Below are 21,693 nucleotides of genomic sequence, written 5' to 3'. Positions count from 1 at the left end.
TTCCCCGTCTCGTCACAAGCGGAAGGGGGAATTTTCCAATTCAGTACGCGATCCGCGCGTCCCGGTTCCCCCGACCAACCCGCCGGAGGATATCGCAGAGGTAACTCGAGATGTCCAGTGCGAGAAAAGGACCGAGACGCGGAAAAAACGGACTCGATGTGGCGTGTCTCATGATTCGAGACCATCCCTTTTCCGTTCCGTTAACCCCGTGCTACGGTCCGTGGCGTGATCGAGAGCAACCTGTCGGGTGAAGAGATCGAGCGCGAGATACGGGACATCTGGAGGGGGTTGTTCGGTGTCGATGTAGGTCCTGACGACAATTTTTTCGATCTCGGCGGTGATTCGCTGAAGGTCGTGGACGTGGTAGCCGCGGCGCGTAGGCGCGGGATCGGTTTCCGCAGTTCGGCGGTGTTCCGCAATCCCACGCCGGCCCTTCTGGCTGCTAGCCTGACCAGGAGCGATGCCGCGTGAGTGACCAGGTGGCCGAGCAGTCGACCGAGCAGTCGACCGATCTGCGGACCCTGCCCAACGGATTGTCCGTGCATGGGCTCAACCGCAGTGAGACCGAGTATCTTTACAAAGAGATATTCGAGGACCAGTCATATGTGCCGCCGGAGGGTTTTCGGTTTCCCGAGCAGCCTGTTGTCGTCGATGTGGGTGCCAACATAGGAATGTTCGCGCTGTTCATGGCGACGAACTTTCCGGATGCTCGGGTGTTCTCCTTCGAGCCCGTTCCGCGCACGTTCGACGCACTGCACAAGAACGTCGGCGGACTGGCGAACGTCTCCGTCTTCAACATGGCCCTCGGGGATGCCCCGCAAACCCGCGAGCTCACTTTTTATCCGCAGTACTCGATGATGTCCGGCTTCGACGCGGATCCCGAAGTGGATCGCGCGCTCGTCAAGTCGTACATCGGGAACATCGCGGAAACTCTCGACCAGGAGCGCCGGGAGCTGGTGCTCGAAGAGGCCGACGAACTCATCGAGGGCCGCTTCGAGGCGGTGGAGCGGGTGTCCTGCCGCATCGACCGGCTGGAGACGGTGGCGGCGGAGCTCGGCATCGACCGCATCGACTTCCTGAAGATCGACGTCGAGGGCTTCGAGGTGAAGGTCCTCAAGGGCATCGGCGACTCGCTGTGGCCCCGGATCGCCCAGGCGGCCGTCGAGGTCGAGGACGACAACGGCGAACTGGCCGAGGTCACCGAGCTGTTCGCCGCGCGCGGGATGACGACCGTGGTCGAGCAGCCGGAGGAGTACCGGGGGACCAGCGTGTACAACGTGTTCGCCTCCCGTGAGGAGGGAGTATCGCCATGAGTTCGGCCAACGGGGGAGTGGGCGCCGGAACCGCCGAGTTCGGACTGCCCACGGCCTGGCGCGCGGCGCCGGGTGAGGGTGAGGGGGCGCGGGACGCGTCTGCCGCGTACGTCGAGCGGGTCGAGTACGGGGATCTCGTCGGCGGGCTGAGCGCGCTCGCCGGTATCTGCGGCACCGAGCCGGTGATTGTGCTGCTCGCCGCCCACGTCAAGGTGCTGAGCATGCTGGGCGAGGCGGACGACCGCCACACCGAGGTGGACCTCGGCACCGGAGTCCGGCGGCTGCCTGTCCTGCGGACCGCGGCGACCTGGCAGGAGCTGGTGCTGCGGGTGGCCAAGGCGGTGCGGGGCGCGGGTGTGGATACCGGTGTGGGCGCGGGCGCGGGGGTTTCCGGGGCCGGGGTCGAAGCCGGGTCCGGGTCCGTCGAGCCCAAGCCCGGTTCCGAGTCCGAGTCCGAGTCCGGTTCCGAGTCCGAGTCCGGTTCCGAGTCCGAGTCCGGTTCTGATTCCGCCCACGAGGTCGCCTACGGCGAGCGCGTGTTGTTCGTCACCGACGCCGCCACGCGCGCCGCGGACGTCGCCTACGGTCTCGAAGTCGCCGTGGACGACACGCGGTTGACCCTGACCATGCCCGCCGCCGCCATCACCCCGCCGTATCCGGAGAGCCTCCGCGCGATGTACCGCGAGGTGCTGGAGGCGATGGCCGCCGACCCCGACGGGGACGCGCAGGCCGCCCGACTGGCCCCCGGTGACCGGGAGTCGCTGCTCGGGAAGTGGAGCGTCGGCGCGACCGCGGACCGTGGCGTGCTCACCGTCGGTGCGCTGATCGAGGCGCAGGCCGCACGGACGCCGGACGCGCCGGCCGTGCGGGTCGCCGGCACCGAGTTGTCGTACCGCGAACTGGACGCACGCGCCAACCGGATCGCCCGTCGGCTGACCGCCCTGGGCGCTCGTCCCGACACCCTGGTCGGCGTCTGCCTGCGCCGCACCCCCGACCTGCTGCCCGCCCTGCTCGGCGTGTGGAAGTCCGGCGCGGGGTATCTCCCGCTGGACCCGTCCCTGCCGGCCGACCGCCTGCGGCACATGATCACCGCGGCGGGCTGCGAGCTGGTGGTCAGCGAGACCGCCCATGTGGCGGCCCTGCGGCCGCTCACCGTCGAGGACACCGCTCCCGCTGAGGACACCGCAGCTTCCGTCGTGAGCGCCGGTGGCCGGCGCGCCGCAGAAACGGTTGTCCCGTCGGCCGGGGACGACAGCCCGCCGACCGACCTCGACCTCGCCCTCGTCCTCCTCGACCGCGACCGCGAGGTCATCGACGCGTGCTCGCCGGAGCCGCTCGGCACGCCGCCCGCGGACCCCCGGTCTCTCGCGTACGTCATCTACACCTCGGGTTCCACCGGCAACCCCAAGGGGGTGATGGTGGAGCACGCGGGGCTGGCGAACTACCTGCTGTGGACGGCGGAGGCGTACGCGGCGCGGGGTACCGGCGGGGCGCCGGTGTTCTCGTCGATCTCGTTCGACCTGGGGATGCCGAGCCTGTTCGCGCCGCTGCTGACCGGGCAGCCCGTGCACCTGCTGTCCGATCCGCTGGACACCGCCGACCTCGGGGACCAGCTCGCGGCGGGAGCGCCGTACAGCTTCATCAAGATGACGCCGGGCCATCTCGACCTGCTGAGCTACGACCTGACCCCCGAGGAGATCCACGGTCTCGCCGGGCTCGTCATCGCGGCCGGGGACGCGTTCACCAGTGAACTGGCGCGCCGCTGGATCGAGTTCGCCGGACCCGGGGGAACGGCCGTGGCCACCGAGTACGGGCCGACCGAGATCACCGTGGGCAACTCCGGCGAGACGCTCGCCGAGCCGCCCGCGACGGAGCTGATCCCGCTCGGGGCACCGATCCCGAACACCACGATGTACGTGCTGACCGACCGGCTGGAGCCCGTGCCCGTCGGCGTCCCCGGTGAGGTCTTCATCGGCGGGGCGGGCGTGGCCCGCGGCTATCTGGACCGCCCGGCGCTGACGGCGGAGCGGTTCCTGCCCGACCCGTTCGGCGCCCCCGGCGCCCGCCTGTACCGCACCGGCGACCGGGCCCGGTGGCGGGCCGACGGCTCGCTGGAGTTCCTCGGCCGCGTCGACCACCAGGTCAAGATCCGCGGCTACCGGGTCGAACTGGGCGAGATCCAGGCCCGGTTGAGGGACCACGCGAGCGTGGCCGAGGCCGTCGTCATCGCCGTGGGAACCACCCGTTCCCGCTCGCTGGCCGCCTATGTGATCCCCGCGGACGGACAGCGCGCGGAGCCCGCCGAGCTGCGGGACCACCTCGCGGCCGTCCTGCCCGGCTACATGATCCCCGCGCACTTCGTCGCCATCGACCAGGTGCCGCTGACGACCAACGGAAAGGTCGACACGCGCGCGCTGCAGAGCCTGCTCTGACCCGCACGGCCGTCCCACAGCCGGTTGCCCCGGTCGCCCCCGGTTGCTCCGGCTGTCCCGGCCGCCCCAGGTGTCTGCTTCCAGCCCGTGCCGAACACACGAGAGGCGAAAACCGTGTCCATCGCTGACATATCAGTCGATACCGCCATCCCGTTCCGTCTCGACCTCACCGTCGACGAGTGCGCCGAGGTGCGTGCCCTGGCCGAGGAACTGCGCCGGGTCGCTTCCGGCCTGGTCGACGAGGAGGCCTGGGTCGCCGAGGCGCGGCGGCTCAGCTGCCGGCTGCCCCTGCGCCTGCTCGAACGGATCCGCCAGTACCGCAGCGACGCGGGCTCCGACGGCCTGCTGTGCCTGGCGGGTCTCCCCGTCGACGGCGACCTGCTGCCGGAGACCCCGAGCGTGCCGGACTCGGTGGAGCGGGCCGCCACCGTCCCGGCCGCCGTGGCGATGCTGGTCGGGCAGCAGCTCGGCGAGGTCATCGCCTACCGGGACGAGAAGTTCGGGGCGCTCGTGCAGAACGTGGTGCCGGTCCCCTCGCTGGCCCGTTCGCAGAGCAACGGCGGTTCCGTACCGCTGGAGTTCCACATCGAGAACGCCTTCCACCCCCACCGCCCGCACTACGTCGGCCTGTTGTGCCTGCGCTCCGACCACGAGGGCACGGCCGGCACCCAGGTCTGCTCGGTCCGCCGCGTCCTCGGCCGGATCGACGAGGCGGACCGCAAGATCCTGGAAGCGCCCCGCTTCGTGACCGAGGCGCCGCCCTCCTTCCGCTCCGCCGAGCGCACCGAGCCGCACCCGGTGCTGGGCGGCAGCTCCGAGGACCCCGACCTCCGCGTCGACTTCAACGCCACCTCGGCGCTCGACGAGGAGGCCGGCCACGCCCTGACCCGGCTGCGCGACACCATGCTCGCCACCTCCGAGTCGCTGGTGCTGGCCCCCGGTGAGCTGGTCTTCCTCGACAACCGCCTGGTCGTGCACGGCCGTACCGACTTCGTCCCCCGCTACGACGGCCGGGACCGCTGGCTGCACCGCATCTTCGTCCACCTGGACAACCGCCTCAGCCGCCCCCACCGGGCGGACAACGGCCCGGTCCTGGTCTGAACACCGAGCTCTGAATGACAGGGGGAACAGCGACATGACGACAGCAGGCGCGGAAGCCGAGGATCTGGTCGAGCGTTTCGTCGTGGTCGTCAACGACGAGGGCCACCACTCCCTGTGGTGGCACGGGCGGCCGGTGCCCCCGGGCTGGCGTACCGCCTCGGAGCCCGGCACCCGCGAGGAGTGCCTCGCCCGGATCGAGCGGGACTGGACGGGCCTGCGCCCGAGGCGGCGGCTCGCGGCGGTGGAGCCTCGATGAGCGCCCGTCCGACCCTTGTCCTGGTGGACGCGCTCACGACGGGCGCGATGCTGGCCCGCATGGCCGCGGCCGACCACCGGATCGTCCACGTCCGCTCCCGCGCCGCACTGCCGGAGACCTTCGCCGCGAGCCTGCCCGCCGAGGTCTTCGCGGAGGACCTCACCTACCCCGGCCACGCCGAGGACGTCGTACGGCATCTGCGTGCCCTTCGGCCGCGGGCCGTCATCGCGGCCAGCGAGTTCGGCATCGAGGTCGCCGACGAACTCGCGAGCCGGCTCGGTCTGCGCGGCAACGACCCGGCGCTGTCGACGGCCCGACGCGACAAGTTCCGCATGATGGAGGTGCTCGCGGCGGCCGGCGTACCGACCTCGCGCCAGCAGCGCGGATCCGACCTCGCCGCACTCCTCGACTGGTGGCGGGCCTCCGGCCTGGACCGGGTGGTCGTCAAGCCGCTCGACAGCGCGGGCTCCGAGGACGTGTACACCTGCGACACCGAGGAGGAGGTCGCGGCCGCGTTCCGGGCGGGCATCGGCAAGACCAACCTGATGCTCAGCGCCAACGAGGAGGTGCTGATCCAGGAGCACCTCGCCGGGGACGAGTACGTCGTCAACAGCGTCAGCCGGGACGGCGGGCACTGGTTCACCGACGCCTGGATCAGCCGCAAGCGGGTCACCTCCGGCAAGCGGCTCGTCTACGACTACGAAGACCTGCTCGCCCCGGACGCCCCGGAGCTGGACGGCATCCTCTCCTACGTCGGTGAGGTCCTCGACGGTCTCGCGGTCACCGAGGGTCCGGCGCACACCGAGCTCATCCTCACCGCCGACGGCCCCCGCCTCCTGGAGACCGGTGCCCGGCTGTCCGGCCTCGCCAACCCGCCCGCCCTGCACCGCTGCACCGGCGCCGACCAGGTCACCCTGACCCTCGACTGCCACTCCCCGGACGCGGTACGGCTGCGCGGCCGGCCCCGGCGCTACGAGCGCCACGAGTCCGCCCGCTGCGTCAACCTCCTCGCCCACCGCGAGCTGCCGCTGCCCGCGCGCGCCCTGGAGAAGGCCCTGGAACAGCTCCCGGCGTTCCAGAGCATCCGCTTCCGCAAGCCGGAGGGGACCATGACCCGGCCGACGGTCGACCTCAACTCCTCACCGGGGGTGGTGTTCCTGGTCCACCGGGACCCGGTCGAGATCGAGAACAGCTACAAGCTGCTGCGCGAGATCGAACGGGAGCTGCTGTGACCGTGACCCCACCGCAGTTCCGCGAGCTCTTCGGCTCCTTCCCGGCACAGGTCGCGATCGTCACCGCGGCCGACGCGGACGGGCAGCCGCGCGGATTCACCTGCACCGCCACCTGCGCGGTCTCCGCCACCCCGCCGCTCCTGCTGGTCTGCGTGGACGAGACCTCCCAGACGCTGCCCGCGATCCTCTCCAGCCGCTCCTTCGTGGTGAACCTCCTCTCCGGCACCGGGGAGACGGCCTCGCGCGTCTTCGCCGGCAAGGACCCGGACAAGTTCGACCACGTGCGCTGGCGGCCGTCGGATGTCGCCGGCGGGGCGCCGATCCTCACCGACGTCGCCCTCGCCTACGCCGAGTGCCAGGTGGTCCAGGTCCAGCCCGCCGGCGACCACCGCATCGTCGTGGGCCGGATCGAGGGCAGCGCGGTCTACCCCCGCAACCCCCTCCTCTACGGCAGAGGCGACTACACCTCCCCGTCCCTGCCGACCCGCGCGCCCGTGGGCGGGGTGTGAGGGCGTCCGCTTCCTGCTGCACGAGCACCCCTACCGCAACCGCACCGTCTCCAGCAGGTCCCGGGCCATTGAGCCGGCCGGGGACGTGGTCAGTTCGGCGACGTGGTGGAAGGTTTCCTGGGCGGGACGGGCGGGCCAGGCCGGGGGGAGGTGGCGGGCGGGGAGGCGGGGGTCGGTGCGGATGGTCCAGAGCCATTCGCTGACGAGGCGGAGGCGGGTGCCGATGGGGTCGTCGGTGGGGGCGGTGCCGAGGTGGGCGGTCCAGCGTTTGTCGAAGGTGACGTAGCGGGCGGCGATGGACTCCAGGTCCCAGGTGTCGCGGATCATCTGCTCGATGTCGGTCACCTCGGCGGCGCGGGCGTGGAAGATCTTCACGTGGGCGGTGAGGCCCAGTTCCTCGACCACGGCGGAGACGTCGACGTGGCCCGGCGCGATCCACAGCCCGCTGTACAGCGCGCCGAACCCGGACCAGGTCAGGCGGGAGCGCAGGTCGTGGCGCTGGCGTTTCCAGGAGTCGGGGAGGGAGAAGCCGAGGAGGGTCCAGAAGCCGTCCCAGTCGTCGTTGACGGCACCCTGGGTCCAGATGCGGGTGCGGCCGTCCTCCAGGACCCGCACGGCCTGCGGGGTCAGGCCGAAGAACATCTTGCGGCCCTCGCGCTGCCGCCGGAGCAGCCCGCGGTTGACCATGCGGGTGAGGGTGGAGCGTACGGCCTGTTCCCCCACCCCGACCCGGCCGAGCACGTCGATGATGCTGCCCGAGTACACGCACACCTCGCCCTGGTCCAGGACGTGGTTGCCGAAGAAGGCGAGCATGAGCGACTGCGGGCGTGGCGCGGGGCCGCCGTCCGGGGCGTCACCGTCCACGGCGTCGTCGTTGTCCGAGGTGTCCAGGATGTCGTCGTCCTCCACGGGGGACAGCGTACGACCGCCCGCCCCGGGCGCGGCGGGCGGTCGTACGGGCATCACCTGCCGTCGGCGGGGTGGGCGAGGTCGTACGGGCGCGGGTACGGGGCCGGCCGGTACGACACATAACGGGTGGGGGTCGTGGGGTCGGCCGCCGTGGCCCGTGAGTTGAGGGAACCGGGGTCGGTGCCGACCCACCGGCCGGCGGTGAGCCGCTCCTCCAGCGTGTGCACGGCGGCCAGCTGCTCGGCGGGGCTGAAGGTGCAGTGGCCGGCGTTCTCGACGTACGCCTGACGCAGCAGGGAGGTCCGGCCGGCCGCCGTGACCGCCCGCTTCAGGGCGCTCTCCGTCTGGACGGGGACCAGGGCGTCGCCGGTGGTGTGGACGGAGAGCTGGGGCTTGGTCAGCCGGCCCGTGAAGGAGCTCGTGGCGCTCATCCACCGCACCGCGGACGGGTCGGCGTCGATCCGGGGCGCGCGGTTCAGGGCGGCGAGGTCGCCCTTCAGCGAGAGGCCGGCCTTCTTGTACAGCGCGGTGACCTCCTCGCGGACGGCGGACCGGCCCAGCAGCCGCGCGTGGTCGACACCCGTGTTCCAGGACATGTTGCCGCCCGCGCGGGTCTCGGCCTCCTGCCGCCAGCTGAAGGCGGGGAACTTCACCAGGCCCTTCACGGCCGTGTACTGGTTCGCCTGCTGCGCGTCCCAGTCCGTCGGGGCGGGCCGCGGCTGCGCCGGATCGTTCCAGCCCGGGATGTTGTGCAGCGCGGCGGCCAGGGCGATCCGGGCCCGTCCGGCCGGTGTCGACTGCGCCGAGTCGACCGCGGCCGTCAGGGTGTTCGCCGCGTCGGCTGCGGTCTTCTGGTCCGGGAGGTTCACCAGCGGGATGGTGGCGCCGGGCGCGAGGAGCGTCTTGAGCGCGAAGACCGGGTCGAGGGTGTTGTTCCAGTTGGCGACCCCGCCGTGGACCAGACCGCACAGGGAGATCGACCCGTCGATGCGCTCCGGGTGCCGCTCGGCGATCGCGGTCGTGACGAGTCCGCCGTACGACCGTCCCCAGGCGATGGTGCGGGAGGCCGCGCCGAAGCGGTCGGTGAAGGCGGAGAGGGTGGCGAGCTGGTCGGGGACGGCCTCCGTCACGGCCCAGCCGGTGGTGGCGTAGGAGGAACCGATGAGGGCGTAACCCTGCTTCAGGAGAAGGGACTTCGTGGCCTCGTCCGGGCCGTTCGCGGCGGGGTTGGCCGGGCCGGGGTTGTAGCCGTGGCTGAAGAGGAGCACGGTGCCGTTCCAGGACGCGGGGACGTCCATCGCGTACGTGGCACCGGAGGGGAGCCGGCCCTCGACGTGGACCGGGTCCGCCGGGGCCGCGACGGCCGAGGTGGGCACGGCGGTGAGGGCGAGCAGGAGCGCGGCGGCGCAGGCCGTACGACGTGCGGTGCGGGTTCGGGTGCCGGTCGTCATGCTGAGATCTCCTCGGTGTGGGGGGCGTTGGAGTTTCCTGCGGTGTCGGGGTCGGTGTCCGCTTCGGTGAGGGACGCCCTGCTGGTCTCGCGTACGAACAGGACGGTCAGCGCGGTGACGGCCGCGCCGCCGCACAGCAGCAGGGCCACGGGCGTACCGGTGCCGCTCCCGGCGACGAGGCTGCCGGCGATCATCGGGGAGAAGCCGGCGCCGACGAGGGTGGCGCCCTGGTAGCCGAGGGAGGCGCCGGTGTAGCGGACCTTGGTGCCGAACATCTCGCTGAGCAGGGCGCCCAGCGGGCCGTACATCGTGGACTGGGCGATGCCGTGGCCGAGGACGACGGCGACGATCAGCAGCCCCGGCGACTTCGAGTCGACCAGCGCCATCACCGGGAAGGCGAGAGCGGCCGAGGCGATCGCGCCGGCCAGGACGACCGGGCGGCGGCCGATCCGGTCGGAGAGCGCGGAGGCGCAGGGCAGGACGACGAGGGCGACGGCGGCGGAGACCGTGAGCGCGGTCAGCACCTGGGGGCGGGCGTAGCCGATGCCGGTGGCGTACGAGATCAGGTAACTCGTCAGCAGCGACTGCGCGGTGAAGGCGCCGATGCCGACGCAGCAGGCCAGCACCAGCGGGCGCGGGCGGCGTAGTACGTCGAGGATCGGCAGCCGGGACTCGGCGCGGTCCTGCTTGACCTCGGCGAAGAGCGGGCTCTCCACCACCTTGAGGCGGACGAACAGGCCGACGCCGAGCAGCACCACGCTCAGCAGGAACGGCACCCGCCAGCCCCAGGCCGCGAACTCGTCCTCGGGGAGCGTGACGACGAGCGCGACGACGGCCGTGGAGAGCAGGGAGCCGAGCGGGGCCCCCATCTGCGTGAAGCTGGACCACAGGCCGCGGCGCCGCTCTCCGGCGTGTTCGACGACCATCAGTGTGGCGCCGCCCCACTCCCCGCCGATGGCGAGGCCCTGCACGACCCGCAGGGTGATCAGCAGGACCGGCGCCCACACGCCGATCGCGTCGTACGTGGGCAGCAGCCCGACGAGGAAGCTCGCCGCGCCCATCAGGCCCATGGTGAGCAGCAGCATCGACTTGCGGCCGAGCCGGTCGCCGAAGTGCCCGAACAGGATCCCGCCGAGCGGACGGGCCACATACCCGGCGGCGAAGGTGCCGAACGCGGCGATCGTGCCCACGGCGGGATCGGCGCCCGGGAAGAACAGCTCGCCGAAGACGAGCGCGGCGACCGTGCCGTAGACGAGGAAGTCGTAGAACTCGACGGCGGTGCCGAGCAGACCGGAGAGGGCGACTCGGCGGAGTTGGCGGTTCTGTTCCGAGCGGGTGCGTTCTGATGCGACGGGGGACGGGGGCATCGCGGTCTCCCTTGACCGGGGGAAGGACACCGCGAAGTTAGGCGCTACGCGCACTGTCGTCAAGAAAGTGCACAACATTGAAGCTGTCGATCCCGACAGGGAGCGTCCGCACGGGTGTGAGGGGGCAGGTTCTTTCCCAGGCAGAAACCTGGCTCTCCCGCTCGTGCGCGGACGGGCGGAACTGGGGGTGTGCCCGGCAGCAGGCTGCGGGCCCAGGCGCGGGGAGGCCCCCCGCCACCGTGCGCGGCCCGACATCGGTCTCACCGGAGGTCCGCGCCCGGGTCGAGAAGGCCGCTCGCGAGCTGAACTTCGCGGTCTCACGGCAGGCGTCGAGCCTGGTCACCGGCCGGACCGGCGTCATGGCTGTGCTCATGCCCACGCTCGACTCGTGGTTCATGGGATCGGCACTGTCCAGCCTGGGCCCGCTGCTGCGCGGCGCCGGCATGGAACTCACCGTGTATGTGGTCCCTCATCTGGCCGAGCGGGCCGCGTTCTTCGAGCGCCTGCCGGCCCGGCGCAACGCCGACGCGCTGCTGGTCTTCTGCTTCGACCTCACCGAGGAGGAGACCGCGCGGCTCGACGACCTCGCCATGCCGGTCGTCTACATCAGCCAGCACGTCGAGGGCCGTCCCAGCGTCTACGTCGACGACGTGGCCGGCGCCTGCGGGGCCACCCGTCATCCGATCAACCTCGGCCACCGCCGGATCGCCTTCGCGCACACCACCAACGCCCGCGGCTTCAGCTTCAGCTCACGCGAGCGCCTCCTCGGCTACCGGCAGGCACTCGCCGAGGCGGGCATCCCGCTGGACGACGACCTGGTCGTCACCACCCCGCCCCGCGACAAGCGCGGCACCACGCAGGCGATCGGCCGCCTGCTGAGCCTGCGCGAACCGCCCACGGCGGTCTTCGCGGAGCAGGACGAACTGGCCGCCTCCGTCATCTCGACCCTGCGCGCGGTGCAGGTCGAGGTACCCGAACGGATCTCCGTCCTCGGCTTCGACGACCAGCTGATGGCCGAATGGCTCGACCTGTCCACCGTGGCCCAGTCCCCCTCGGACATGGGCCGCGCCGCGGCCGAACTCGCCCTGGAACTCCTCAACGACCCCGAGGCGGACCGCGGCCGGCACATCGTCCTGCCCACACACCTGATCCCACGGGGGACGACCGCCCCGCCGCCGGCGCCTCAGGGCGGGCGTGGCGGCGGACGCGAGGGCGGATCCGAAGACCGGCGGGGCTGAGAGCCGGTCGCAGGGCGCCCGTCCCGGCCGGGTCTCAGCGGATGTGTTTCACCGGCTTGGTGGCCAGGTTGAGCAGGTACTCCAGGGGGCCTCGCCGGAAGAAACGGGACCAGATGGTGGCGAACAGGATCGCCCCGAGGACGTACATGATCAGCGGGGTCCAGGACTGCTGGGTGCCGGTCCCGGCAGGCGTGGAGAACACGGACTGTGCGACGAAGTGGCCGACGTAGGCGGTCAAGGACATGGTGCCCACAGCGATGACCGGTTTCGCCAGGCGGCGCAGTCGGGGCAGACGGTCCATCAGCACGGTCGCGCCCACGATCACGAGGATCGCGACTCCAAGGCTGCCGATGATGTCGAACGTGGTGCCGCTGTGCGGCCCGGCCGCCAGGAGCGACGACGCCGGCATATCGGGGAACGACCCGCCGTCGAGCGGCATCGACCCGGAGCCGCCGGACGACGGCATGCTGCCGAAGGACGCCGACCCGGAGCCGCCGGACGACGACCCGCCTTCGGCGGTGCTCCGCAACGCGCCGGGGCCGGCCAGCAGCAGGGACATGCCGTACGCGGCCGCCGTGAGGGCGGCACCGAAGGCGGTCAGGCGCTTCTGGACAGTGCCGCAGGACAGGTCGAGGCGGCCCAGCGCCATGCCCGCGATCACGAACGACATCCAGGTGAGCGCCGGGTAGAAGCCGGTGAGCAGCAGATCGAGCACGCCTACCTCGCTGAGGTGGCGGAGCGGGTCGTAGGCGTTGATGCTCTGCTGGACCGACGGGGTCAGCAGCGAGGTCAGGGCGAACGCCAGCTGAGGTGTGACCAGGGCGAACGCGGCCGCGATGATCGCGATGGTCTTGGCCCGCAGGCGGACCAGGGGCAGGGCGAGCAGGAAGTAGACACCGTAGAAGCCGAGGATGATCACTCCCCCGTACTCCACCGCCATCACGGTGCCCAGCGCCAGCAGGACCACGGCGCGGATCGCGATGCGGGCCTTCGCCTGCCGGCCGGCCAGGCCGGTCCTGGGCTCGCGGCGGCCGGCGAGCAGCATCAGGGAGAACCCGGCGAGGGTGGCGAACAGGACCGACGAGTGACCGTCCGACATGTACCGGATCCAGCTGGCGACGCCGCTCGTGGCCGACAGCGGGGGGCCGATGTGCACGACGTACATGCCGAACACCGCCAGCGCGCGGGCCAGGTCCACCCCGACGAGGCGTCCCATCAAGGGGCCGGGTGAGGCCGGCGCGGCGGACTCGGGGGAGGTGCGGGGCGGTGGAGGCGAGTTCTCCTGCGGAGCTGGCGTCTCCCGCAGCGGCTGCGACTTTGTCATACGAAGAACCTCGCGTGGATGCCAGGGGCGGACCATCCGGCAGACTTCGGTGGCACCCCCGCCGACCGGCGGGTACCGCCCTGCCGACCGGCGGGCACGGCCCCGACCGGCGCGTCCAGCCCTTCCCTCGCCGACCGCGGACCACGAGCGGGCCTCGCGAGCCGAGGCAAACCGATGCGGACCGACGCAAGCCGATGCGGACCGAAGCAAGCCGATGCGGACCGAAGCAGACCAATGCAGACCGAACGCAGACCGAACGCAGGCCGGCGGAACAGCATGCAGGGTCGGTCAGTCCGCGCCGAGGGGAATCCGCAGCCGTACCCGGTAGCCGCCCTCCGTGGTCGGGCCCGCGTCCAGGGTGCCGTGCAGGAGCTCGGCTCGTTCGCGCAGACCGACCAGGCCCTGCTGCGAACCGGGGAGGGGGAGCGAGGGGCGGGTGGGAGGGGTGTTGGTGACGGTCACTCCGATGCCGTCGCCGTCCTGCCACAGCTCGACGCGAGCGGTGGCGCCGGGGGCGTGCTTGCGGACGTTGGTCAACGCCTCCTGGACCGTACGGTAGAGGGCCCGTTGGGCCGGTGTGCCCACGGCGGGCGGCAGCTCACCCGACAACTCCACGTGAGTGCCGCTTGATTCCACCAGTTTGCGCAGGTCGGCCAGGGTGGGCTGAGGCGTCAGCTCGGTGGCACGGCCGCCGGAGGCACGCAGCAGCGTGACCATGGTGCGCAGTTCGTCGAGCGTGGTCACGCTCAGCGAACGGATCGTGCGGGCAGCCTCCTTGGCGTCCGCGTCCTTGGCGGCGACTTGCAGGGCCCCGGCCCGTACGGCGATCAGACTGACCTGGTGGGAGACCACGTCGTGCATCTCGCGGGCCAGTTGGGCGCGTTCGCGGGCGAGCACGGCCTGGGCGTGCAGCGCCCGCTCGTGTTCCCTGGCCTCCTCGATCTCGACGAGCCGCCGAGCCAAGTCCCGATGCGCCTGGAGGAGTTGTGCGATGAGGACCGGTGCGGCGGCGGTCGCCAGGCTGTACACGAAGGTGACCAGCGTCATGGTCCGGCCGACCTCGGTGAGGCCGGCCAGGGGCCACGGAGTGCTGTTCGCGACGGCGATCAGGGCGACACACACCGCGAGGAGCCGGCGATTGCGGGAACGCCCGGCCAGCGTGAACAGCGCCGCGAGCGGAGCGACGGCGACGGGCTGCGTCAGCGCGACGGGCAGGGTGAGCAGGAACACGCCGAGCGGAAATCGGCGCCGGAAGGCCAGCGCGACGCAGCCGAGCGTGGCCAGCGCGACACCGACGCGCGTGTCGTCCCACAGGTTCAGCCACACGTCCACGGCCGCTGCCACCACCAGGACGAGGTCGACGACCGGCGCGGGCACCCGCTCCCACAGCGCGCGGGCGCGATTCATCGCGCGGTCTTCGACCGCGGGTGCTCGTCGAGCAGTCCGGCCCGCTGCGCCAGCAGCGCGGCCTGCACCCGGCTCGTCACCCGAAGTTTCGTGAGGATCGCGCTGACGTGATCCTTGACCGTGCCGGCACCCAGGTGGATGCGCGCCCCGATGTCGGCGTTCGACAGGCCCTCTGCCACCAGAACGAGCACGTCACGCTCACGTGCGGTGAGCAGGCGGATCCGGGCGGCCTCCTCGTCGACCGCCTTCTCGGTGCCGGGGTGACTGTGCAGCAGGGTCCGCGAGGCCTTGGGGGAGAGCACCACGCCGCCCGCGGCCAGGGTGCGCACCAGGTGGGCGAGCTGGTCCGGTTCGGTGTCCTTGAGCAGGAATCCGGCCGCACCGCAGTGCAGCGCGGTCAGGATGTACTCGTCGGCGTCGAACGTCGTCAGCATCGCCACCACCGGAGCGTCCGGCATCGTCCGCAGCTCGCGCAGGACGGTGAGCCCGTCGACGTCCGGCATCCGGATGTCCAGCAGCACCACGTCGGGCTGCTCCCGGCGGACGGTCTCGACGGCCTCGCCGCCGCTCGCGGTCGCGACGACCTCGATGTCCCCCGAGGCGCCCAGAATGAGTTCGAAGCCCGAGCGGACCAGTGCCTCGTCGTCCACCACCACTACCCGGATCACGCGCTCCGCCTCACCTTCGTCCATGCCGTCCGGCCCATGCCGCCTCGACCCTAAAGCCCATGCAGAGCCCCCGCGGCCCGACGAGCGGCAGCTCCAGCCACACGGCGGGGTAGCACCCACCAGTCGGCAGGCACATCACAGCCGCCCGCCGGACAGTCCATGATCGGCTCGGTCTCCGGCCCGAGGGACACGACACCTCACGCGGACTCCCCGCGGCTCCCGGGCGAAGACCCCAGGCGCAGTAGCCCAGGGCGGCAAGCCGAGCTTCTTGGTCAGGAGCGGACCGGCCGAGGACGCGGACCGGAGGTGGCGTTGTTCCCCACCCCGGCCGACGGACGGCACCTCCCGGCACATGACAAAGGCGGGACCCGAAAGCCCCGCCCGCACCCAACGAAACCTCAGGTCACGGCCAGACCAGACAGTACGGCTGATGCCCCGCCTCGTGCAGGCGGTGGCTGAAGTCCTGCCACTCGTGCAGCAGTTGGTACACGTTGAACGCGTCTCGCGGGCCGCCCCGGTCCGGGACAGTCGACCAGATGAAGGCCGCCGCGCCGACCGCTTCCTCGCCTATCCCGCGCAGGGGGTCGACGACGGTCATGGGGAGTTTGACGACGGCGTAGTCGGGGTGGAGGACGACGAGTTCGAGGGGCGGGACCTTGTGGAGGGGGACGCCTTCTATGCCGGTGAGGACCATGGCGGCCATGGTCTCCGGCTTGATCTTGGTGAACATGCCGTTCATGCCGAGCTCGTCGCCGCCGAGTTCCTCGGGGCGCATCGAGATCGGGACGCGGGCCGCGGTCGCGCCGTCCGGCGCGCCGAAGTACTTGTACGTCACCCCCACCCGACCACCATTCCTGCTCCCCGCCCGGAGCTGCTCGACCCGTCGGTCGACCCGCTCGGACTCCTCACCCGGCACACCCGGCCCACCCGGTACTACGTGTCCCTGACGTGCTTCGTTCGATTCCTCCGCGTCGCGTCGGTGCCTTCCCCGCCGGGCACGTCGAGGACCCAGGTCGTCAGTCCCCTCGCCCAGTCCGCCACCGCGATGCATATCTCCACCCGACTGCTTTTCTAGGACGCGCGGCCCCCGCCGCGCAACCCGATCATCGTGTCAGTGACCTCCCCCACGGCCGCCCGCCGAAACGTGCGTTGAAACACCTGTCCGCAGGATCTTCGCAGCCTCTGAACAGGCCGCTCCCGACCATCCTGCCCGTGAGCTGTGTGAATCGGCCCCCAGTTTCGCAGATCGCGAAGGGACGCAGGCCGCACGTGACGGTTCGCACTGTCCGTTCGGTCAGCAGCGGGCCGATTTCCGGTCAGCGGTGAGTGTGTGTTTCGGCCACCCGCCCGGCCCCTCGCGTGACCTCGCCCAGCCCTCGCGTGACCCCGCCCGGTCACCACCTGACCGCCGCCCCGACCGCCACTGCCCCGCTGCCACGGACGCCCCCTGTCCTACCCTGAGGTAGTCACCGGCAATCAAGTCCGGGAAGACCGAGAAGACGCCAGAAGCCGGAGAAGGTCGGAGAAGTCGCAGGACATGAGCGAACTGCCCTATTCATACGATGCGCCTGTCTCGCAGGCCCTGTTCGACCGAGCGTCCGTCGTCACGCCCGGCGGTGTGAACTCCCCGGTCCGCGCCTTCCGCGCCGTGGGCGGGACGCCCCGGTTCATGGTGTCGGGCCGCGGCCCGTATCTCACGGACGCCGACGGGCGCGAGTACGTCGACCTGGTCTGCTCCTGGGGCCCCATGATCCTCGGGCACTCGCACCCGGACGTGATCGCCGCCGTCCAGGACGCCGTCTCCCGCGGCACCTCCTTCGGTACGCCCGGTGAGGGCGAGGTCGCGCTCGCCGAGGAGATGGTGAGCCGGATCGGGCCGCTGGACCAGGTGCGACTGGTCTCCAGCGGCACCGAGGCGACGATGTCCGCCATCCGGCTGGCCCGCGGCTTCACCCGGCGCACCAAGGTGGTCAAGTTCGCCGGCTGCTACCACGGCCACGTGGACTCGCTGCTCGCCGCCGCGGGCAGTGGAGTGGCCACCTTCGCGCTGCCCGACACCCCCGGCGTCACCGGTGCCCAGGCCGGCGACACCATCGTGCTGCCGTACAACGACCTCGACGCCGTGCGCGCCGCCTTCCAGGCGCATCCCGACGAGATCGCCTGCGTGATCACCGAGGCCTCCCCCGGAAACATGGGCGTCGTGCCGCCGCTGCCCGGCTTCAACCAGGGATTGAAGGACGCCTGCGCGCAGAACGGCGCCCTCTACATCTCCGACGAGGTCATGACCGGCTTCCGCACCAGCCGCGCCGGGTGGTACGGCATCGACGGGGTCGAGCCCGACCTGATGACCTTCGGCAAGGTGATGGGCGGCGGCTTCCCCGCCGCGGCCTTCGGAGGCAGGGCGGACGTCATGGCGCACCTCGCGCCCGCCGGGCCCGTCTACCAGGCCGGCACCCTCTCCGGGAACCCGGTCGCCACCGCCGCCGGCCTCGCCCAGCTGCGGCTGCTCGACGAAGCGGCGTACGCCAAGGTCAACGCCGTCTCCACGCGGCTCCAGGCACTGGTCTCGGAGGCGCTGACGAAGGAGGGCGTGGCGCACACCGTGCAGAACGCCTCCAACATGTTCTCCGTCTTCTTCACGGACCGGCCCGTGCGGAACTACGAGGACGCCAAGGCGCAGGAGTCCTTCCGCTTCACCGCCTTCTTCCACTCCCTGCTGGCGAACGGTGTCTACCTGCCGCCGTCGTCCTTCGAGTCGTGGTTCGTGTCCACGGCCCACGACGAGCAGGCGGTTCAGCGGATCGCCGACGCCCTTCCGGCGGCGGCCCGAGCGGCTGCGGAGGCCACGGCGGCATGAGCGACATCACCGACAAGAACACCGACAAGAACACCGACAAGAACAGCGGCAAGAAAGGCGCCAAGAAAGACGCCAAGAAGAGCGACAAGAGCGGCGGCAAGAAGGACATCACCGTCGTCCACGTCATGCGGCACGGCGAGGTCGCCAACCCCTACGGCATCCTCTACGGCCGTCTCGGCGGCTACCACCTGTCCGAGCTGGGCCGGCAGATGGCCGACCGGGTCGCCGAGCACCTGGCCTCCCGCGACGTCACGTATGTCGTCGCCTCTCCGCTGGAGCGGGCGCAGGAGACGGCCACCCCGATCGCCAAGGCGCACGGCCTGGACCTCGCCACCGACGAGCGGCTCATCGAGGCCGACAACGTCTTCCAGGGCAAGACCTTCGGCGTCGGCGACGGGGCGCTGCGCCGGCCGGAGAACTGGAAGCACCTGGTCAACCCGTTCAAGCCGTCGTGGGGTGAGCCGTACCTCGACCAGGTCGTCCGCATGATGGGCGCGCTGGACGCGGCGAAGGAGCGGGCGCGCGGGCACGAGGCCGTGCTCGTCAGCCACCAGCTGCCGATCTGGATCGTCCGGAGTTACGTCGAGAAGCGGCGGCTGTGGCACGACCCGCGCAAGCGGCAGTGCACGCTCGCCTCCCTGACGACCTTCACCTACCAGGGCGACAAGATCGTCTCCGTCGGCTACACCGAGCCGGCCCGCGACCTCGTCCCCGCCCACCTCCTCGCCGGCGCCAAGCCGGTCAAGGGCAAGGGCAAGGCCTTCGGGGCGTAAGCCCCCTGTGTCGGCTTCTGTTACGGAATCCGGAAGTATGAGCGGAACCTCCCTGTTCGTCACGTCCTCTGACTGGGTGACCACCACAGAACGTGACGAACGGGGATGCCATGCGCACTCTCTCCCGCAGGGGAATGCTCGGACTCGGCGCGGGCGCCGCGGCCGCCGTAGGGCTGGCGGGGTGCGCCGGTTCCACCCCTTCAGAGGGGTCGAGCCATGCCGGGGGTTCCGGGAACAAGGGAAAGAGCAGCCCGAAGCCGACCGCGCGCCCCATCGGTGACGGCTCCACCGCCTTCACCGGCAGGCAGCCCCACCAGCCCGCCAAGCCCGAGCCGCTGGAGCCCGGCCAGGAGCCGCCGCAGTTCGTGATCTTCTCCTGGGACGGTGCCGGCGAGGTCGGCAACGGACTCTTCCCGCGCTTCCTGGACCTCGCCAAGGAGCACGGCGCGAGCATGACCTTCTTCCTCTCCGGGCTGTATCTGCTGCCCGAGTCGAAGAAGCGCCTCTACAACCCGCCGAACAACCCCGTCGGCGCCTCCGACATCGGCTACCTCACCGACGAGCACGTCAGGGCCACGCTCACCAACGTCCGCCGCGCCTGGCTCGAAGGGCACGAGATAGGCACCCACTTCAACGGCCACTTCTGCTCCGGCAACGGCACCGTCGGCAACTGGACGCCCGCGCAGTGGCGCAGCGAGATCGACCAGGCCAAGTCCTTCGTCAAGGAGTGGCGCACCAACACCGGCTGGAGCGACCTGCCCGCGCTGCCCTTCGACTACGACAAGGAGCTGATCGGCGGCCGTACTCCCTGTCTGCTCGGCCAGGACAACCTGCTGCCCACCGCCAAGCAGCTCGGCTGGCGCTACGACGCCTCCTCGCCCGGCGGCCGTCAGGTGTGGCCGGTCAAGCGGCAGGGGATCTGGGACCTGCCGTTGCAGCAGATACCTTTCCCCGGCCGCGGCTTCGAGGTCCTCTCGATGGACTACAACATGCTCGCCAACCAGTCGATCAACTCGACCAACGCGCCCGCCCACAACTACCCGGCCTGGCGCGAGCAGTCCGCCGGAGCCTACATACAGGGATTCAAGCGGGCGTACGAGACAAACCGCGCCCCCTTCTTCGTCGGCAACCACTTCGAGCGCTGGAACGGCGGCATCTACATGGACGCCGTCGAGCGGGCGTTCAAGTACATCGCGCGGGAGAAGGACAAGGGCGCGGACGTCCGCCTGGTCTCCTTCCGGCAGTTCGTCGACTGGATGGACGTACAGAAGCCGGAGGTGCTCGCCGAGCTGCGGACACTCGATGTCGGGCAGGCGCCGGTCGGGGGCTGGAAGGAGCTCCTGAAGGAGGCCGCTCCCACCCCCTCGGAGACCCCCTCGAACGCCGCCTGAAATGCGGGTTTCCACCCACAAGGGGGGTGCGCAAGATCCTCAGAACGGGCATGCGAAACTTTTCACATGAGTGCCGCCAGCCGTAGTCGCACCAGCACCAGAACCCGCAGCCGTGCCGTCCTTCTCACCGCCACGGCCGCGGCCGCCGCGCTGACTCTGTCCGCCTGCAGTTCCGGCGGCACGTCGGGCGGAGGTGGCGACACCAACTTCGTGACCGGCAACAACGGCATCGACACCGTCCCCGCCGGCAAGCGCACCGCCGCCCCCGACCTCTCCGGCAAGACCATCGACGGCAAGCAGCTCAACGTCGCCGACTACAAGGGTCAGGTCGTCGTCGTCAACGTCTGGGGCTCCTGGTGCAGCCCGTGCCGCGCCGAGGCCAAGTACTTCGCCAAGGTCTCCAAGGAGTACGACGGCAAGGGCGTCCAGTTCGTCGGCATCAACACCCGGGACACCTCCACCGGCGTCGCGATCGCCTTCGAGAAGGACTACGGCATCACCTACCCGAGCCTGTACGACCCCACGGGCAAGCTGATGCTCCGCTTCAAGAAGGGCACGCTCAACCCGCAGCTGATCCCCTCCACCCTGGTCTTCGACCGGGACGGGAAGATCGCGGCACGGGCGCTCCAGCCCCTCGCCGAGGAGGACCTCCTCGGCATGCTCAAGCCCGTCCTCGCGGAGAAGTGACGTGAGCGCGCTCCTGACGCTCGCCGCGGAGACCGGCACCAACACGACGGTCCTCAACGGCGCTCTGATACTGGCCCTTCCCATCGCCATGCTCGGCGGACTCGTCTCCTTCTTCTCGCCCTGCGTCCTGCCGCTTGTCCCCGGCTATCTCTCCTACGTCACCGGCGTCACCGGCACCGACCTCGCCGACGCCCGCCGCGGGCGGATGGTCGCCGGGGCCTCGCTGTTCGTGCTCGGCTTCACCGTCGTGTTCGTCTCCGGCGGTGCCCTGTTCGGCTACTTCGGCCAGACGCTCCAGGAGGAGAAGAGCGTCCTGACCAAGGTGCTCGGCGGGCTCATGATCCTCATGGGCGTCTTCTTCATGGGCTTGATGCCCTGGCTCACCCAGAGGGAGTTCCGCTTCCACAAGAAGCCCGCCACCGGCCTGGTCGGCGCCCCCGTCCTCGGTGCCCTCTTCGGCATCGGCTGGGTGCCCTGCATCGGCCCCACCCTCGCCTCCGTGCAGGCGCTGTCCTTCAACGAGGCGAGCGCCGGACGCGGGGCCGTACTGACGGTCGCGTACTGCCTGGGACTCGGCGTACCGTTCGTGCTCGCCGCCGTGGCCTTCCGCAAGGCGCTCGGCGCCTTCGGCTGGGTCAAGCGGCACTACGTCTGGGTGATGCGCCTGGGCGGCACCATGATGATCGTGACCGGTGTGCTGCTGCTCACCGGCGCGTGGGACAGCATCGTCTCCGAGATGCAGGGCTGGTCCGCCGGCTTCACCGTGGGGATCTGATCG

Annotated in this window: 20 protein-coding genes and 1 pseudogene; 14 read left to right on the top strand and 7 right to left on the bottom strand. The window is 70.9% G+C overall.

The window, feature by feature from the left end; translation table 11 throughout:
* The first annotated feature begins 225 nt into the window (after positions 1-225).
* The 8 genes and pseudogenes from K4B79_RS40720 to K4B79_RS40690 all read left to right on the top strand — a co-directional run bounded on the left by K4B79_RS40720 (position 226) and on the right by K4B79_RS40690 (position 6,843).
* Positions 226-471, top strand: a complete 246-nt coding sequence (locus K4B79_RS40720) for a phosphopantetheine-binding protein (protein WP_232032471.1) — start codon at positions 226-228, stop codon at positions 469-471.
* Complete coding sequence (locus K4B79_RS40715) at positions 468-1,313, top strand: FkbM family methyltransferase (RefSeq protein ID WP_232032470.1); 846 nt, start codon at positions 468-470, stop codon at positions 1,311-1,313. Before K4B79_RS40720 ends, K4B79_RS40715 begins: the two co-directional genes overlap by 4 nt.
* Positions 1,310-3,478, top strand: a pseudogene (locus K4B79_RS40710) (amino acid adenylation domain-containing protein); the annotation flags it as partial. The gene K4B79_RS40715 and the pseudogene K4B79_RS40710, both read left to right, overlap by 4 nt.
* Positions 3,461-3,745, top strand: a complete 285-nt coding sequence (locus K4B79_RS48870) for an AMP-binding enzyme (RefSeq protein ID WP_445276266.1) — start codon at positions 3,461-3,463, stop codon at positions 3,743-3,745. The pseudogene K4B79_RS40710 and the gene K4B79_RS48870, both read left to right, overlap by 18 nt.
* A gap of 114 nt (positions 3,746-3,859) precedes the next feature.
* Positions 3,860-4,846 carry a TauD/TfdA family dioxygenase gene (locus K4B79_RS48075; RefSeq protein ID WP_308280602.1) on the top strand — a complete coding sequence of 329 codons (987 nt, stop codon included), beginning with the start codon at positions 3,860-3,862 and terminating at the stop codon, positions 4,844-4,846.
* A 34-nt stretch (positions 4,847-4,880) separates the two neighbouring features.
* On the top strand, positions 4,881-5,102 hold the full coding sequence (locus K4B79_RS40700; protein ID WP_232032468.1) for an MbtH family protein: 222 nt from the start codon (positions 4,881-4,883) through the stop codon (positions 5,100-5,102).
* Positions 5,099-6,334: an ATP-grasp domain-containing protein gene (locus K4B79_RS40695; protein WP_232032467.1), complete on the top strand. Its 1,236-nt coding sequence runs from the start codon at positions 5,099-5,101 to the stop codon at positions 6,332-6,334. The genes K4B79_RS40700 and K4B79_RS40695 overlap by 4 nt, the downstream gene beginning before the upstream one ends.
* Entirely contained in the window at positions 6,331-6,843 is a 513-nt protein-coding gene (locus K4B79_RS40690; RefSeq protein WP_232032466.1) for a flavin reductase family protein, read from the top strand. Before K4B79_RS40695 ends, K4B79_RS40690 begins: the two co-directional genes overlap by 4 nt.
* Before the next feature lie 30 nt (positions 6,844-6,873).
* Here K4B79_RS40690 and K4B79_RS40685 read toward each other — a convergent pair whose 3' ends face one another.
* From K4B79_RS40685 to K4B79_RS40675, 3 genes are read right to left on the bottom strand one after another with little or no spacing between them, the layout of a single operon-like run.
* Positions 6,874-7,752, bottom strand: a complete 879-nt coding sequence (locus K4B79_RS40685; protein ID WP_374208578.1) for a PaaX family transcriptional regulator — start codon at positions 7,750-7,752, stop codon at positions 6,874-6,876.
* A gap of 53 nt (positions 7,753-7,805) precedes the next feature.
* Entirely contained in the window at positions 7,806-9,203 is a 1,398-nt protein-coding gene (locus K4B79_RS40680) for an alpha/beta hydrolase family protein (RefSeq protein WP_232032465.1), read from the bottom strand.
* The gene (locus K4B79_RS40675) at positions 9,200-10,570 is read right to left on the bottom strand and encodes an MFS transporter (RefSeq protein ID WP_232032464.1); all 1,371 of its coding nucleotides are present in this window, start codon (positions 10,568-10,570) and stop codon (positions 9,200-9,202) included. The genes K4B79_RS40680 and K4B79_RS40675 overlap by 4 nt, the downstream gene beginning before the upstream one ends.
* Positions 10,571-10,809: 239 nt before the next feature.
* Between K4B79_RS40675 and K4B79_RS40670 the strand changes: the two genes are divergently transcribed.
* Positions 10,810-11,808 carry a LacI family DNA-binding transcriptional regulator gene (locus K4B79_RS40670; protein WP_232032463.1) on the top strand — a complete coding sequence of 333 codons (999 nt, stop codon included), beginning with the start codon at positions 10,810-10,812 and terminating at the stop codon, positions 11,806-11,808.
* A gap of 34 nt (positions 11,809-11,842) precedes the next feature.
* Here K4B79_RS40670 and K4B79_RS40665 read toward each other — a convergent pair whose 3' ends face one another.
* The 4 genes from K4B79_RS40665 to K4B79_RS40650 all read right to left on the bottom strand — a co-directional run bounded on the left by K4B79_RS40665 (position 11,843) and on the right by K4B79_RS40650 (position 16,258).
* Entirely contained in the window at positions 11,843-13,132 is a 1,290-nt protein-coding gene (locus K4B79_RS40665) for a DUF418 domain-containing protein (RefSeq protein WP_232032462.1), read from the bottom strand.
* A gap of 288 nt (positions 13,133-13,420) precedes the next feature.
* Positions 13,421-14,539, bottom strand: coding sequence for a sensor histidine kinase (locus K4B79_RS40660; protein ID WP_232032461.1), 1,119 nt, complete (start codon positions 14,537-14,539; stop codon positions 13,421-13,423).
* The gene (locus K4B79_RS40655; RefSeq protein ID WP_269464537.1) at positions 14,536-15,231 is read right to left on the bottom strand and encodes a response regulator; all 696 of its coding nucleotides are present in this window, start codon (positions 15,229-15,231) and stop codon (positions 14,536-14,538) included. Before K4B79_RS40655 ends, K4B79_RS40660 begins: the two co-directional genes overlap by 4 nt.
* 379 nt (positions 15,232-15,610) lie before the next feature.
* A complete protein-coding gene (locus K4B79_RS40650; protein ID WP_232032459.1) occupies positions 15,611-16,258 on the bottom strand; it encodes a hypothetical protein in 648 nt (215 codons plus the stop codon).
* A gap of 486 nt (positions 16,259-16,744) precedes the next feature.
* Here K4B79_RS40650 and hemL point away from each other — a divergent pair, with 486 nt between their 5' ends.
* The 5 genes from hemL (at position 16,745) to K4B79_RS40625 (ending at position 21,690) form a co-directional block, all read left to right on the top strand.
* On the top strand, positions 16,745-18,064 hold the full coding sequence (gene hemL, locus K4B79_RS40645) for a glutamate-1-semialdehyde 2,1-aminomutase (protein ID WP_232032458.1): 1,320 nt from the start codon (positions 16,745-16,747) through the stop codon (positions 18,062-18,064).
* Between the two features lie 125 nt (positions 18,065-18,189).
* Positions 18,190-18,837 carry a histidine phosphatase family protein gene (locus tag K4B79_RS40640; protein ID WP_232032522.1) on the top strand — a complete coding sequence of 216 codons (648 nt, stop codon included), beginning with the start codon at positions 18,190-18,192 and terminating at the stop codon, positions 18,835-18,837.
* Between the two features lie 110 nt (positions 18,838-18,947).
* Positions 18,948-20,228 (top strand): hypothetical protein, encoded by a 1,281-nt coding sequence (locus K4B79_RS40635; RefSeq protein WP_232032457.1) that lies wholly within the window; start codon positions 18,948-18,950, stop codon positions 20,226-20,228.
* Between the two features lie 66 nt (positions 20,229-20,294).
* The gene (locus K4B79_RS40630; protein ID WP_232032456.1) at positions 20,295-20,915 is read left to right on the top strand and encodes a TlpA family protein disulfide reductase; all 621 of its coding nucleotides are present in this window, start codon (positions 20,295-20,297) and stop codon (positions 20,913-20,915) included.
* A gap of 1 nt (position 20,916) precedes the next feature.
* Positions 20,917-21,690 (top strand): cytochrome c biogenesis CcdA family protein, encoded by a 774-nt coding sequence (locus K4B79_RS40625; RefSeq protein WP_232032455.1) that lies wholly within the window; start codon positions 20,917-20,919, stop codon positions 21,688-21,690.
* Positions 21,691-21,693: the final 3 nt, after the last annotated feature.

The organism is Streptomyces lincolnensis (assembly GCF_021173675.1).
Taxonomy (GTDB): domain Bacteria; phylum Actinomycetota; class Actinomycetes; order Streptomycetales; family Streptomycetaceae; genus Streptomyces; species Streptomyces lincolnensis_B.
This window is presented reverse-complemented; position numbering and strand designations above follow the sequence as displayed.

Excerpts from the sequence above, each read along its gene's own strand:
- K4B79_RS40700 (WP_232032468.1), top strand. The coding sequence starts at position 4,881 with ATGACGACAGCAGGCGCGGAAGCCGAGGATCTGGTCGAGCGTTTCGTC.
- K4B79_RS40695 (WP_232032467.1), top strand. The coding sequence starts at position 5,099 with ATGAGCGCCCGTCCGACCCTTGTCCTGGTGGACGCGCTCACGACGGGC.
- K4B79_RS40680 (WP_232032465.1), bottom strand. The coding sequence starts at position 9,203 with ATGACGACCGGCACCCGAACCCGCACCGCACGTCGTACGGCCTGCGCC.
- K4B79_RS40675 (WP_232032464.1), bottom strand. The coding sequence starts at position 10,570 with ATGCCCCCGTCCCCCGTCGCATCAGAACGCACCCGCTCGGAACAGAAC.
- K4B79_RS40665 (WP_232032462.1), bottom strand. The coding sequence starts at position 13,132 with ATGACAAAGTCGCAGCCGCTGCGGGAGACGCCAGCTCCGCAGGAGAAC.
- K4B79_RS40660 (WP_232032461.1), bottom strand. The coding sequence starts at position 14,539 with ATGAATCGCGCCCGCGCGCTGTGGGAGCGGGTGCCCGCGCCGGTCGTC.
- K4B79_RS40655 (WP_269464537.1), bottom strand. The coding sequence starts at position 15,231 with ATGGACGAAGGTGAGGCGGAGCGCGTGATCCGGGTAGTGGTGGTGGAC.
- K4B79_RS40650 (WP_232032459.1), bottom strand. The coding sequence starts at position 16,258 with ATGCATCGCGGTGGCGGACTGGGCGAGGGGACTGACGACCTGGGTCCT.
- hemL (WP_232032458.1), top strand. The coding sequence starts at position 16,745 with ATGAGCGAACTGCCCTATTCATACGATGCGCCTGTCTCGCAGGCCCTG.
- K4B79_RS40640 (WP_232032522.1), top strand. The coding sequence starts at position 18,190 with ATGCGGCACGGCGAGGTCGCCAACCCCTACGGCATCCTCTACGGCCGT.
- K4B79_RS40635 (WP_232032457.1), top strand. The coding sequence starts at position 18,948 with ATGCGCACTCTCTCCCGCAGGGGAATGCTCGGACTCGGCGCGGGCGCC.
- K4B79_RS40630 (WP_232032456.1), top strand. The coding sequence starts at position 20,295 with ATGAGTGCCGCCAGCCGTAGTCGCACCAGCACCAGAACCCGCAGCCGT.